This is a genomic window from Massilia varians, from assembly GCF_027923905.1.
Lineage (GTDB): Bacteria > Pseudomonadota > Gammaproteobacteria > Burkholderiales > Burkholderiaceae_D > Telluria > Telluria varians_B.
This window is the reverse complement of the sequence record NZ_AP026966.1, coordinates 2,682,996-2,696,200: the sequence shown is the minus strand read 5'-3', so window position 1 is coordinate 2,696,200 and position 13,205 is coordinate 2,682,996. Positions and strand designations below refer to the sequence as shown.

9 protein-coding genes are annotated in these 13,205 nt (G+C 69.0%); 7 read left to right on the top strand and 2 right to left on the bottom strand.

Annotated features, from left to right (window positions below):
• The first annotated feature begins 90 nt into the window (after positions 1-90).
• On the top strand, positions 91-2,448 hold the full coding sequence (locus MasN3_RS12250) for a penicillin-binding protein 1A (RefSeq protein WP_281914495.1): 2,358 nt from the start codon (positions 91-93) through the stop codon (positions 2,446-2,448).
• A 9-nt stretch (positions 2,449-2,457) separates the two neighbouring features.
• Here the strand turns inward: MasN3_RS12250 and MasN3_RS12245 are convergent, their stop codons facing one another.
• Positions 2,458-3,702, bottom strand: a complete 1,245-nt coding sequence (locus MasN3_RS12245) for an AMP-binding enzyme (RefSeq protein ID WP_281914369.1) — start codon at positions 3,700-3,702, stop codon at positions 2,458-2,460.
• 188 nt (positions 3,703-3,890) lie between these two features.
• Here MasN3_RS12245 and MasN3_RS12240 point away from each other — a divergent pair, with 188 nt between their 5' ends.
• From MasN3_RS12240 to MasN3_RS12220, 5 genes are all read left to right on the top strand, one after another.
• The gene (locus MasN3_RS12240) at positions 3,891-4,280 is read left to right on the top strand and encodes a PAS domain-containing protein (protein WP_281914368.1); all 390 of its coding nucleotides are present in this window, start codon (positions 3,891-3,893) and stop codon (positions 4,278-4,280) included.
• 22 nt (positions 4,281-4,302) lie between these two features.
• A complete protein-coding gene (locus MasN3_RS12235) occupies positions 4,303-5,652 on the top strand; it encodes a GGDEF domain-containing protein (RefSeq protein WP_281914367.1) in 1,350 nt (449 codons plus the stop codon).
• Positions 5,645-7,423 (top strand): putative bifunctional diguanylate cyclase/phosphodiesterase, encoded by a 1,779-nt coding sequence (locus tag MasN3_RS12230; protein ID WP_281914366.1) that lies wholly within the window; start codon positions 5,645-5,647, stop codon positions 7,421-7,423. The genes MasN3_RS12235 and MasN3_RS12230 overlap by 8 nt, the downstream gene beginning before the upstream one ends.
• Before the next feature lie 165 nt (positions 7,424-7,588).
• On the top strand, positions 7,589-7,867 hold the full coding sequence (locus MasN3_RS12225) for a hypothetical protein (RefSeq protein ID WP_281914365.1): 279 nt from the start codon (positions 7,589-7,591) through the stop codon (positions 7,865-7,867).
• A gap of 91 nt (positions 7,868-7,958) precedes the next feature.
• Entirely contained in the window at positions 7,959-8,921 is a 963-nt protein-coding gene (locus tag MasN3_RS12220; protein WP_281914364.1) for an HDOD domain-containing protein, read from the top strand.
• Between the two features lie 19 nt (positions 8,922-8,940).
• On the opposite strand, the gene MasN3_RS12215 is transcribed toward MasN3_RS12220, so the two are convergent.
• Positions 8,941-9,612, bottom strand: coding sequence for a class I SAM-dependent methyltransferase (locus MasN3_RS12215; protein ID WP_281914363.1), 672 nt, complete (start codon positions 9,610-9,612; stop codon positions 8,941-8,943).
• Positions 9,613-9,749: 137 nt separating this feature from the next.
• Between MasN3_RS12215 and mfd the strand changes: the two genes are divergently transcribed.
• Entirely contained in the window at positions 9,750-13,196 is a 3,447-nt protein-coding gene (gene mfd / locus MasN3_RS12210; protein ID WP_281914361.1) for a transcription-repair coupling factor, read from the top strand.
• The last annotated feature ends 9 nt before the right edge of the window (positions 13,197-13,205 follow it).

Sequence of the window (13,205 nt, the reverse complement as noted above, 5' to 3'; positions counted from 1 at the left end):
GTACCCTTTTCGTACTTACGGCCATCCCTCGAGAGTTTCGTAGTGACCCAGCCTTCCCAGCCGACCGCCAAACGCCCCCGCCGTCTCCGGATGTTCCTGTTCTTCTCGCTGGCCGCGCTGCTCGCGCTGGCGGCGGGCATTGCCATCTATGCCATGACGGTGGTCCTGCCGAACGTGCCGAAGATCGATGCGGTCCTCGATTACCAGCCCAAGATCCCGCTGCGCGTCTACACGCTCGACAATCACCTGATCGGCGAATTCGGCGTCGAGCGGCGCGACTTCGTTACCATCGACAAGATCCCGACGCGCATGAAGCAGGCGCTGCTCGCCATCGAGGACGCGCACTTCTACCAGCACCAGGGCATCGACTGGCGCGGCGCCATGCGCGCCGTGTACACCAACCTGCGCGGCGGCTTCGGCTCCGGCGGCGCCTCGACCATCACGATGCAGGTGGCGCGCAACTTCTTCCTCTCCAAGGAGAAGGTCTTGTCGCGCAAGATCACCGAGGTCGCGCTGGCCTACCGCATCGAGGACGCGCTCACCAAGGACCAGATCCTCGAGCTGTACATGAACCAGATCTTCCTGGGCAACCGTTCCTATGGTTTTTCCAGCGCGGCGCGCAGCTACTTCGGCAAGACGCTCGACGAGCTGACCCTGGCCGAAACCGCGATGCTGGCCGGCCTGCCGCAGAACCCCTCACGCCACAACCCGATCGCCAACCCGAAGCGCGCGCAGCAGCGCCAGCACGCGGTGCTCGAGCGCCTGCTCAAGCTCGGCCAGATAACGGAAGCGGAGTACCGGCAAGCCCTGGCCGAACCGCTGCGCATCCGCCGCGGCGGCCAGGTCTTCGATACCAAGGCCGACTATGTCGCCGAGCTGGCGCGCCAGGCCGTGTTCGCCCAGCTCGGGGAACAAGCCTACGAGCGCGGCATCGTCGTGACCACCACCATCCTGAAGGCCGAGCAGGACGCGGCCTACGAGTCGGTGCGGCGCAACGTGCTCGACTACGACCAGCGCCACGGCTACCGCGGCCCGGAGGCGCGCATCGTCCTGCCGCAGGACCCGCTCGAGCGTGAGGAAGCGGTCATCGAGGCCCTGCAGAAGCGCACCCCCAGCGACGGCCTGCTGCCGGCGGTGGTGCTGGCGGCCTCGCCCCAGGCAGTGCGGGTCGAGCTGCTCAGCGGCGAGGAAGTGACGATAGAGGGCGCGGGCCTGAAGTTCGCGGCGCGCGGCCTGGCGGCGAACGCGAAAGAGGCGCTGCGCATCGCCCCGGGCGCCGTGGTGCGCATCAGCGAGCGCAAGGAAAAAGGCAAGGATGGCTGGGCCATCACCCAGGTGCCGCAGGTGGCGGCCGCCTTTGTCGCCATCGACGCCGACACCGGCGCCTACCACGCGCTGGTGGGCGGCTTCGACTACAACCTGCAGAAGTTCAATCACGTGACCCAGGCCTGGCGCCAGCCGGGTTCGGCGATCAAGCCCTTCGTGTACGCAGCGGCGCTGGACAAAGGTTATTCGCCGGGCACCCGCATCCTCGACGAGCCGCTCGACATGCCGGGCGAGAACGCCGGCCAGACCTGGTCGCCGCAAAACGACGACGGCGTGTTCGACGGCCCGATCACGATGCGCTACTCGCTCGCGCATTCGAAGAACGTGCCCACCGTGCGCCTGCAGCGCGCGCTCGGCACCGACTACACCCATGACTACCTGGGCCGCTTCGGCTTCGACCTGCCCAGGCACCCGAAGAACCTGACGCTGGCGCTGGGCACCGGCGCGGTGACGCCGCTGCAGATGGCGGGCGCCTATGCGGTGTTCGCCAACGGCGGCTACCGGGTCAAGCCTTACCTGATCGCCCAGATCCGCGACGGCAACGGCAACATCCTGCTGGAGAACAAGCCGGCCGCGCGCCAGGAGGGCGAGCGCGTCATCGACCCGCGCAGTGCCTTCGTACTGAATTCCATGCTGCGCGACGTGGCCCGCTACGGCACCGGTGCGGCCTCGGTGAAGCAGTTGGGACGCCTCGATATCGCCGGCAAGACCGGCACCACCAACGACGCCATCGACGGCTGGTTCGCCGGCTACGGCGGCAAGGTGGTGGCGGTGGCCTGGATGGGCTACGACGAACCGCGCTCGCTGGGCGGGCGCGAATTCGGCGCCACCCTGGCGCTGCCGATCTGGATCGACTACATGCGGGTGGCCCTGGCCAAGGTAGCGCCGCAGGAAGAACAGCTGGAGCCGGACGGCCTGGTGCGCGAGAACGACGACTGGGTGTTCGAGGAATTCGTCGAGCGCCCCGACCTGCGCGCGATCGACATCGATCCGGGGCTCGACAATCCGCCGGTGGAAGTGGAAGTGGATCCGCTCACGGGCGAGCCGCCCGCGCCGCCGCCCGCTCCCCCGGCGCCGGCGACGCCCCCAGCGCCGCCGCCCGCGCCATCCCCGCTGTTCTGAGGCCTTGCCTCAGGCGTCGATAATCCAGTCCGACAGCTTGCCGCTGGCCTGGCGCGGCAGCGCGGCGCCGAACGAGTAGGCGGCGGGCCGCTCCGGCGTCGACAGGCGCTCGGCCATCCATGCGACCAGTTCGGCGCGCAGCGCCGCCGCTTCCGGGTTGCCCTCCGGCGGCACGCCCGCGCGCGGCACCACGTAAGCCTTCAGGCGCTGCCCCTCATCCGGGCGCATGGCGCGCACCACCGCGTCTTCGACAAGCGGGTGCATGCGCAGCACCTCGGCCACGTAGCCGGGAAAGACGTTGACGCCGCCGACCTGCACCGCATGGTCGATCCGCCCCAGCGGGCGAAAGCGTCCCGGCGCGCTCCAGGCCAGCCGGTCCTGCAAGGCGAAGTTGCGCACGCCCCCGTCCGCGCAGCGCCGCGCGATCAGCCCCGCATCGCTGCCCGCCTTCCAGTAGGGGAACAGGCGGTAATCCTCGTCCGGGCTGTCGCGCCAGCCGACGCCGGCCGTCTCCGAACTGCCGTAGACCTGCACCAGCCTGGCAAGGCCCGCGTCCGTGACCACGCGCGCCACCTCGTCCGGGCAGGGGGCGCTCGAGCTCACGCCAAACACCCGCGGCGGCAGGGTTCCGGCCACCGGCGCGAACGCGCGCCAGAAATCGGGAAAGCCGACCACCAGGTCGCCGGGCGCCAACTGCCGCGCCACCGCGCCGGGCGAGGCGCCGCGCAAGTCGAGCAGCGCGGCCGGATCGAGGCCGCGTGCGCGCGGCAGCAGGACCGTGAACAGGAAGCCGTAGATATGGTGCGAGGGAACCAGGCTGACGATGCGGCGCGTGTCCGCAAACAGGGCGGCCAGCGCGCCGGTCTCCTGCCACAGGTCGGCGAGCAGATGGGAGCAGTCCTTGGGGGCGCCCGAGCTGCCCGACGTGCGGAAACGGATCGTTCCGCCGCCCTGCTCCAGCCCGGAAGCCGCCGCCTCGAGCCAGGCGCCGAGCCGCGGATTGGCCAGCACCCGCTCTTCGCCGATGCAGCCGATCCCCAGCACCTGCTCCATGGCGGTGGCCAGGCCCAGCAATTCGAGCGAATCGGCCCCGAGGTCGGCCACCAGGTCGAGCTCGGGCGGCCAGGGCGGCGGGCGCCGTGCAATGCCGGGACGCATCAGCGCCAGCTCCCCGGCCAGCAGGTCGGACAGGACCCGCAGCAGGGTCGGCCGGTGGCTCCACCAGTGGGGATCGGGAACGGTATGGACAGTCATGATGGCAAGGAAACAGTGCGGGCCGACGATGGTGCCGCCCGCCGCAAAACCTGTCAACCGCGCCGTCAATCGGCGCAAGCGTGTAATTCGACAACGCAAAGTGTCAACAACGGGCCGCGCACAATTGACAGAGGGCTAGCGGCATGTCAACATCAATTTCCTCAAATCAACGAACGCATCTTACCGCCATGAACGCCCCTACCCTGTCGTTTTCGACCGCCGACCTGGCTTCCCGGCTTGACAACTGTTCGCCGGAGCAGCTCGACCAGCTCGACTTCGGCGTGATCGGCTTCGATGCCGACAGCAAGGTCCAGCGCTACAACGCCTTCGAGTCGCAGGCGGCCGGCCTGTCGCCGCAGCGCGTGATCGGCCAGCCGCTGTTCACCAACGTCGCGCCCTGCCTGAACAACTTCATGGTGGCCCAGCGCTTCGAAGACGCGCTGGACGACGGCAGCGCGCTGGACGATACCATCGACTACGTCCTGACCCTGCGCATGCGCCCGGTCAAGGTCGCCCTGCGCCTGCTGGCCAGCCCGGCGAGCGGCAACCGCTACGTGCTGGTCCAGCGCCAGCGCTGAGCGGCGGCGGCAAGACATGGGCATGGACGAGATCGACGCACTGCGGGCTGAACACGAAGCCCTGATCCAGTTCCTGTACCTGGCCCCGGTGGGCCTGGTACAGGCCGACATCGATGGCGCCATCGTCATGATGAACCCGATCTCGGCCCAGCTCCTGATGCCGCTGTCGCGCGACGGCGGCCTGGACAATCTGTTTACCGCGCTGGAAGCCGTGGCGCCCGAGCTGCGCCACCTGTGCGCCGACTACGCCCGGCCGTCGGGCAAGATCTGCGACGGCCTGCACGTGCACCTGAACGCCGGCGGCGCCGGCAAGAAGATTCCGCAGATCCTCGCCATCACCCTGCTCAAGCTCGACGCGCAGCGCATCATGGCCGTGATCGACGACGTCACCCTGCAAGTCAGGCGCGAGCGCCAGCTGCGCCAGAACGACGCCTGGCTCAACGCCATCCTCACCGGCATCACCGACTACGCCCTGGTCGGCCTCGACGCGCAAGGCCGCATCACCGACTGGAACCCCAGCATCGGCCGCGTCACCGGCTTCGGCCAGGATGCGGTGGGCCGACCGTATTCGATCTTCTATCCGCTCGATGCGATGACCCCGGAACGCCTGCTCGACCGCCTGCGCGACGCCGAGCGCGACGGCTGGAGCCTGGACGAAGGCAAGCGCGTGCGGGCCGACGGCAGCAGCTTCTGGGGCAGCGCCCTGATCGCGCCCCTGCCCGAACGCGATCCGCCCTGCGGTTTCGACGCGGAGGGTCCGGCCTATTGCCTGATCGTGCGCGACATCACCGACAAGCGCGAAGCCAGCGAACGGCGCCGCCGCGAGGCCTTCGGCGACTACCTCACCGGGCTGGCCAACCGGCGCGCCTTCTTCGAGGCCGCCGAGCAGGAACTGAGCCGCAGCATGACGGTGCCGCGCCCGACCGCCGTGATCGCGATCGACGCCGACCATTTCAAGGCCATCAACGACCGCCACGGCCATCCGGGCGGCGACGCCGTGCTCCAGCACCTGGCCGCGATCCTGGGCGAGACCTTCCGCGAAGTCGACGTCGCGGCGCGCATCGGCGGCGAGGAGTTCGCGGTGCTGCTGCCGTCCACCGACCTGGCGCGCGCGGCGGTGGTGGCCGAACGCCTGCGTTCCAGCGTGGCCTCGCAGGCCGTGCTCTTCGAGGGCGCGCGGATCCACTACACTGTCAGCCTCGGGGTCGCCAGCCTGGACGATGGCGCCGGGGGCATCGACCTGCTGCTCCAGCGCGCCGACCAGGCCCTGTACGCGGCCAAGCGCGCCGGGCGCAACCGCGTCGAACGCTGGCGCCCCGAACTGGGGTCCAGCCCCGCCCATCAACCCGAAGGAGATCGCAAGCATGCATGACCCGAGCGATGCCTACGAGGCCCTGGTGCAGTTCCTGTACCGCGCGCCGATCGGGCTGGCCCAGATAACGCCCGACGGCACCGTCGAGATGCTCAACCCGATGGCGTCGAACCTCCTGATGCCGGTCGCCCCGAACAGCGGCCTGGACAACCTGTATGCGGTGCTGGCGCCGATCGCGCCGCAACTGCCGCAGCTGGCCGCGAGTTTCAGCGAGGCTTCGGGCGTCATCTGCGAAGGCCTGCGCGCCACCCTGCCGCCCGAGCTCACCGCGCCGGGCAGCCCGCAGGTGCTGGCGATCAGCCTGATGAAGCTCGACAGCGAGCGCCTGATGGCGGTCGTCACCGACGCCACCCTGGAAGTGCAGCGCGAGCAGGAGACCCTGCTGCGCCGCCTGCGCAATGCCGCCCGCACCGATGCGCTCACCCGCATGCCGAACCGCGAAGCGGTGCGCGAGCAGCTGCAGCACCTGGTGACGCGGCCGCTGGCGGCCGGGGCGCATGCCGAGCTGAACTTCGCGGTGCTGTTCATGAACTGCGACCGCTTCCGCCAGATCAACGACACCCTCGGCCAGGCGGCCGGCGACGAACTGCTGGTGCAGATCGCCGACCGCATCCGCGGCGCGCTGCGCCCGCCGAGCGACCGCATCGACACCGCCAGCGGTACCGGCCAGCTGGCCGCGCGCGTGGGCGGCGACGAATTCGTGGTGGTGCTCGACGGGATGCGTTCGCGCGAGGATGCCGGGCGGGTGGCCGGGCGCATCCTCGATGCGCTGGCCCTGCCCTACCGGGTGCAGGGGCATGAGGTCGTGTGCGGCACCAGCCTGGGCCTGGCCTGGGGCGCCGAATCGGTCGGCTGCGGCGCGCGCGACGCCGACGAGGTCCTGCGCGACGCCGGCATCGCGATGGTCGAGGCCAAGCGCGCCGGCGGCGCGCGCCACCTGGTGTTCGAAGCGGCGATGCGCGAGCGCGCCGAGCGCCGCGCCGGCATCGAGGCCGAGCTGCGCCAGGCCCTGGCCGAGGAACAGCTGTTCGTCGTCTACCAGCCGGTGGTCGGCCTGCTGCCCGACGGCGGCACCGATTACGCGGCCGGCGTCGAGGCGCTGGTGCGCTGGCGCCATCCGCAGCGCGGCATCGTGCCGCCGGTCGAATTCATTGCTGTCGCCGAAGAGTGCGGCCTGATCGGCGCGGTCGGCGACTTCGTGCTCGAACGCTCCTGCCGCGACTTCATGGACTGGCAAGCGCGCCTGGGCGAAGGGGCGCCGCGCCGGATCGCGGTGAACCTGTCGCGCGCCCAGCTCGGGCAGCCGGGCTGGATCGACAGCGTGCGCCGCGTGCTGCAGGTCACCGGCATCGCGCCGGAGCAGCTCCAGCTCGAGGTCACCGAAAGCCTGGCGGCGCAGGACCAGGGCATCCAGCAGCGCCTGCACGAACTGAAGGCGCTCGGCATCCAGCTGGCCCTGGACGACTTCGGCACCGGCTACTCGTCGCTGTCCAGCCTGCACCTGCTGCCGGTGGACACGGTCAAGATCGACCGCTCCTTCGTGAGCCAGGCCGACACCAGCCACCACCACCGGGTGCTGATCGAAGCGACCGTCAAGGTGGCCCAGAGCCTGGGCATGAAGACGGTCGCCGAAGGCATCGAGACCCAGTCCCAGGCCGACATCGTGCGCGCCCAGTGCTGCGCCAAGGGCCAGGGCTACTTCTACAGCCGGCCGCTGCCGTCGGACGCCTTGCTGGCATGGCTGGCCGGTCACGAGAAAATCGCTGCGTAAGCGGCGTGCCAACCCGACATTGCCCGCCCTGCAGCCTGGGGGCTGCGCCTGCCGCCCGGCGAGTATGTACGCGCGCTCCTACACCGACTGAAGTTTTGTTCCTATTTCACCTGCACCGTACACCTCGCATGATGGTCCGACCCAACCACATCGAGGAGAATACGAATGAACAAGATCCATACCGTCCTGCTGGGCGGCGTCATGGCCCTGTCGCTGGCAGCCTGCAACACCACCGGCACCGGTACCGACGCCAGCAGCTCGGACGCGAGCATGGGCACGACCGGCACCGGCAGCTCGAGCGCCTCCGGCAACGTGGGCACCGGCACCAGCTCCGACACCACGGGCGGCTCGGGCCAGAGCGGCAGCAACACCGGCACCACCAACCCGAGCACCACCACCACCCCGCCGGCGACCAACTCCTCGACCTCCGGAACCGGCCGCTGAACGGCAGGCGCCGGCGGCGCGCATTCCCTGCGGCCGCCGCGCGCTTGCACAGCCGGGCTGCCGCCCGTTGCACTTTCCCCTTGCGCCCACAATGAAACACTGGCTCGCACGCCTGTTCGGCAGCGCAGCGCAGCGGGCGCAATCATCCGCAGCGGCTGCTTCCCCACCCCCCGGCGTTGTAAATCCGCCACCATCGTACGACCTCGACCTGGCCTTTTACCGCTGGCTTGCGGGCGGGCCGGCCCATGCCGGCTACATGCCCGAGCAATTGATTCTCGATGAGCTGAGGCGCCTGGCGCGCCAGCCGGAAGCGGCCGCCGACCTGGTGCCGCGGGTGCCGGCCGTGATCCCGCAACTGCTGCGCAGCCTGCGCGACGAGACCAGCTCGGCGGGCGAACTGGCGCGCCAGGTGGCGCAGGATGTCACGCTGGTGGCGCACGTCATCCGCGAGGTCAACAGTCCGTACTACCGTGCCACCGCGCCGATCGCGAACATCGAGGGCGCCTTGATGCTGCTGGGGCAAAACGGCTTGCGCATGCTGCTGGCGCGGGTCGCCTTCCGGCCGCTGATCGGCACCCAGAGCGGACACCTGGCGCGGCGCGTCGCGCCGCAGCTCTGGCGCCAATCCGAGCAGTGCGCGCTGGCGGCGAGCATGGCGGCGCCCGCCCGCGGGGCCGATCCTTTCGAGGCCACGCTGGCGGGACTGATGCACAACGTCGGGCTGGTCGTCGCGCTGCGCCTGATGGACGGGCTGGCCGGCGCGGCGCCGCTGCCGCCATCCGATGTCTTCGCCCGCGCCTTGCTGGACAGCGCGCGCAGGCTGTCGGCAGGAATCGCGCAACTGTGGGAGTTTCCGCCGGCGGTCGGCCAGGCGATCCTGCAGGCCGGCCGTCTTGACGCCACGCCGCTCGCCGCGGCGCTGCACCAAGGCGAGCGCCTCGCCACGCTGCGCGTGCTGTGCGACGACGACATCCCCGAAGCGTTGCAACTGGCGGCCAGCCTGTCCGAGGCCGAGCGCCGGATCTTCGACAGGATGGGGCCGAGCGCAAAGTAAGTGCGCAGTCGGCATGACATCAAGCGTAGCCGACCCAGCCCCGGAACACGCCGGCCGCGTAGAACATGCTGACCTCCTTGAAGCCCTCGTCGCGCAGCAGCGCCTCGTCCTGCTCCGGCGCCAGCACCGGCAAGACCCGCTCGATCAGTTCGCGGCGCTGGCGCGCCTGCTCGGGCGGCGCGCCGGCGGCCACCGCATAGGCCTCGTCGCGTGCCAGCCAGAGCGCGCGTTCGTCCTCGTCCCCGGCCACGCTCATGTGGGCCACCACGAAGGGCGCGCCGCGCCGCAGGCGCCGGCGGATGACGCGCATCGCATGGCGCCGCTCGCACGGCGGCATGAAGTGCATGGTCAGCAGGCAGGCCGCGGCATCGAAGGGACCGGCCGGCGCGGCGTCCACGTAGCCTTCATGCAGCCGCACCCGCCCGCCATGTTCCCCCACGGTGTCGTGCGCCAGTTCGAGCATCGCGCGCGAGGGATCGACGCCATCGAACGACCATCCGGGCTGGGCCTCGGCAAAGGCCTTCAGTTCCAGCCCGCCGCCGGCGCCCAGCACCAGGATCCGGGCGTCCGTGGGCGCGCGTTCGGCCAGCAGGACCCGCGCCATGCGCTGCAGGTCGGACAATCCCGGCACCAGGCACGGCGGCCCCTGGTGGTAATGCGCGACCGCGCCCGGATCGGAAAAATGCTTCATTGCACTTCTCATTCTTCACCTCGCAAAAAACCGGCAGCGCGGCCAGGATGACGATTCGCCCGGGCGTCCTGCCCGGCGCGGCGCCGACCATTCGTCTATAATTGCCCACCACTGTTGCGAACGTCACTGCGCGCTCAATGCCCTTCGATCTCAAGAAAAATCTCCCCAAGCCAGGAACCCGTTTTGCCCTGCCCGCCCTGCACGGCTCGAGCGACGCGTATGCGCTCGCCACTGCCGCGCTGGCGTTGAAGGGCACGAATCAGATGCTGACCGTGGTCGTGGCCAATGCCAGCGACGGCCAGCGCCTGCTCGACGAGATACCCTGGTTCGCGGACGGCAAGTTGTCCTGCCACCTGTTGCCGGACTGGGAAACCCTGCCCTACGACGCGTTCTCGCCGCACCAGGACCTGGTGTCCGAACGCCTGGCCACGCTGCACGAGATCCGCAACGGCCACTGCGACGTGCTGCTGGTGCCGGCCACCACCGCGCTGGTGCGGCTGGCCCCGCCGTCCTTCCTGGCAGCCTACACCTTCTTCTTCCGGCAAGGCGAACGGCTGGACGAGGCCAGGCTGAAGGCCCAGCTCACCCTGGCCGGCTATACGCACGTGTCGCAGGTGATGTCGCCGGGCGAATACTCGGTGCGCGGCGGCCTGATCGACCTGTTCCCGATGGGCTCGGTGCTGCCCTACCGCCTCGATTTGTTCGGGGACGAGATCGAGTCGATCCGTACCTTCGATGCCGATACCCAGCGCTCGCTGTATCCGGTCAAGGAAGTGCGCCTGCTGCCGGGCCGCGAATTCCCGATGGACGAAGCCGCGCGCACCGCTTTCCGCGGCCGCTGGCGCGAGCGCTTCGAGGGCGATCCTTCGCGCTCGCCGATCTACCGCGACATCGGCAACGGCATTGCCTCGGCCGGCATCGAGTACTACCTGCCGCTGTTTTTCGAAGAAACCGCGACCCTGTTCGATTACCTGCCCGAGGACGCCATGCTGGCCCTGGTGGGCGACATCGAAGCGGCGATCCAGCGCTTCTGGCTCGATACCGAGTCGCGCTACAAATTCCTGAAAAGCGACCGCGAACGGCCGATCCTCGAGCCGCGCGAACTGTTCCTGGGCGCGGAGCAATTCTTCACCTGCGCCAAGCCGCACGGCCGCTGGACCATCGCCAGGGATGCGGCCGCGCCGGCCTCGGAGCTGTCGGCGCCGATCCCGGACATCGCGGTCAACCGCCGCCTGGACGATCCGCTGACGAACCTGCGGGCCTACCTCCTGCGCCAGGATGCGCGGGTGATGATCGTCGCCGACTCGGCCGGCCGGCGCGAAACCCTGCAGCAATACTTCCACGAATACGGACTGGAACTGGCGCCCGTCGAAGGCTTCGCGGGCTTGCGCGCTTCAAGCGCGAAACTGGCGCTCGGCGTGGCGCCGCTGCAGGCCGGATTTGAACTGTGCGACGACCATGCCGATCGCATGGTGTTCATCACCGAGACCGAGCTGTATGCGGGCTCGGGCCGGCGCGCCGGCAAGAAGAAGCAGGAAGCGACCAGCCAGGTCGAATCGATGGTGCGCGACCTGTCGGAGCTGAAGATCGGCGACCCGGTGGTGCACATCAACCACGGCATCGGCCGCTACATGGGCTTGATGAGCATGGATCTCGGCGAAGGCGAGACCGAGTTCCTGCACCTGGAGTACGCCAAGGAGACCAAGCTGTACGTGCCGGTCTCGCAGCTGCACGTGATCTCGCGCTACTCGGGCACCTCGCCGGAAGATGCGCCGCTGCACGCCCTCGGCTCCGGCCAGTGGGACAAGGCCAAGCGCAAAGCCGCCGAGCAGGTGCGCGACACCGCCGCCGAACTGCTCAACCTGTATGCGCGCCGCGCTGCGCGCCAGGGTCACGCTTTCGAGTACTCGAGCACCGACTACGAGAACTTCGCCGCCAGCTTCGGCTTCGACGAAACCCCGGACCAGCTCGAGGCCATCCACAACGTCATCAAGGACATGACCTCGGGCCGTCCGATGGACCGGCTGGTGTGCGGCGACGTCGGCTTCGGCAAGACCGAGGTGGCCTTGCGGGCGGCCTTCATCGCCGTCATGGGCGGCAAGCAGGTCGCGATCCTGGCCCCGACCACCCTGCTGGCCGAGCAGCACGCGCAGACCTTCGCCGACCGCTTCGCCGACTGGCCGGTGAAGATCGCCGAGCTGTCGCGCTTCCGGACGGGCAAAGAAATCAACAATGCGATCAAGGGCATGGCCGACGGCACGCTCGACATCGTGATCGGCACCCACAAGCTGCTCTCTTCGGACGTGAAGTTCACGCGCCTGGGGCTGGTGATCATCGACGAGGAACACCGCTTCGGCGTGCGCCAGAAAGAGGCCTTGAAGGCCCTGCGCGCCGAGGTCGACGTCCTGACCCTGACCGCGACGCCGATCCCGCGCACCCTCGGCATGGCGCTCGAAGGCCTGCGCGACTTTTCCATCATCGCCACCGCGCCGCAGAAGCGCCTGGCGATCAAGACCTTCGTGCGCAGCGAGGACGGCTCCATCATCCGCGAAGCCTGCCTGCGCGAACTGAAGCGCGGCGGCCAGATCTACTTCCTGCACAACGAGGTCGAGACCATCGAGAACCGCCGCGCCATGCTGCAGGAACTCCTGCCGGAAGCGCGCATCGGCGTGGCCCACGGCCAGATGCACGAGCGCGACCTGGAGAAGGTGATGCGCGACTTCGTCCAGCAGCGCTTCAACATCCTGCTGTGCACGACCATCATCGAGACCGGCATCGACGTGCCGACCGCGAACACCATCATCATGCACCGCGCCGACCGCTTCGGCCTGGCCCAGCTGCACCAGCTGCGCGGCCGCGTGGGACGCTCGCACCACCAGGCCTATGCCTATCTCCTGGTGAGCGACGTGAGCGGCCTGACCAAGCAGGCGCAACGCCGCCTGGATGCGATCCAGGCGATGGAGGAACTGGGCAGCGGCTTCTACCTGGCCATGCACGACCTGGAAATCCGCGGCGCCGGCGAGGTGCTGGGCGAAAATCAATCGGGCGAGATGCTGGAAGTCGGCTTCCAGCTGTACTCCGACATGCTCAATGCCGCCGTGAAGTCGCTGAAGGCGGGCAAGGAGCCCGACCTGGCCGCGCCGCTGTCCTCGACCACCGAGATCAACCTGCACGTGCCGGCCCTGCTGCCGTCCGACTACTGCGGCGACGTGCACGAGCGCCTGTCGATCTACAAGCGCCTTGCCAACTGCGAAAGCCAGGAGCGGATCGACGCCATGCAGGAAGAGCTGATCGACCGCTTCGGCAAGATGCCGGACCAGGTCAAGGCCCTGATCGAGACTCACCGCCTGCGCATCGCGGCGAAGTCGGTCGGCATCGTCAAGATCGACGCCCACGGCGAAGCCGCCAACCTGCAGTTCATGGAAAAGCCGCCGATCGATCCGGTCAAGATCATCACGCTGATCCAGAAGAACCGCCACATCAAGCTGGCCGGCCAGGACAAGCTGCGCATCAGCGCCAGCATGCCCGACCTGGCGGCCCGCGTGACGCAGGTAAAACAGACCATCAAACAACTGCTCGCTTGAGAAACACAA

Coding starts and splice junctions, on each gene's coding strand:
- MasN3_RS12250 (WP_281914495.1), top strand. CDS start 91: ATGTTCCTGTTCTTCTCGCTGGCCGCGCTGCTCGCGCTGGCGGCGGGC.
- MasN3_RS12245 (WP_281914369.1), bottom strand. CDS start 3,702: ATGACTGTCCATACCGTTCCCGATCCCCACTGGTGGAGCCACCGGCCG.
- MasN3_RS12240 (WP_281914368.1), top strand. CDS start 3,891: ATGAACGCCCCTACCCTGTCGTTTTCGACCGCCGACCTGGCTTCCCGG.
- MasN3_RS12235 (WP_281914367.1), top strand. CDS start 4,303: ATGGACGAGATCGACGCACTGCGGGCTGAACACGAAGCCCTGATCCAG.
- MasN3_RS12230 (WP_281914366.1), top strand. CDS start 5,645: ATGCATGACCCGAGCGATGCCTACGAGGCCCTGGTGCAGTTCCTGTAC.
- MasN3_RS12225 (WP_281914365.1), top strand. CDS start 7,589: ATGAACAAGATCCATACCGTCCTGCTGGGCGGCGTCATGGCCCTGTCG.
- MasN3_RS12220 (WP_281914364.1), top strand. CDS start 7,959: ATGAAACACTGGCTCGCACGCCTGTTCGGCAGCGCAGCGCAGCGGGCG.
- MasN3_RS12215 (WP_281914363.1), bottom strand. CDS start 9,612: ATGAAGCATTTTTCCGATCCGGGCGCGGTCGCGCATTACCACCAGGGG.
- mfd (WP_281914361.1), top strand. CDS start 9,750: ATGCCCTTCGATCTCAAGAAAAATCTCCCCAAGCCAGGAACCCGTTTT.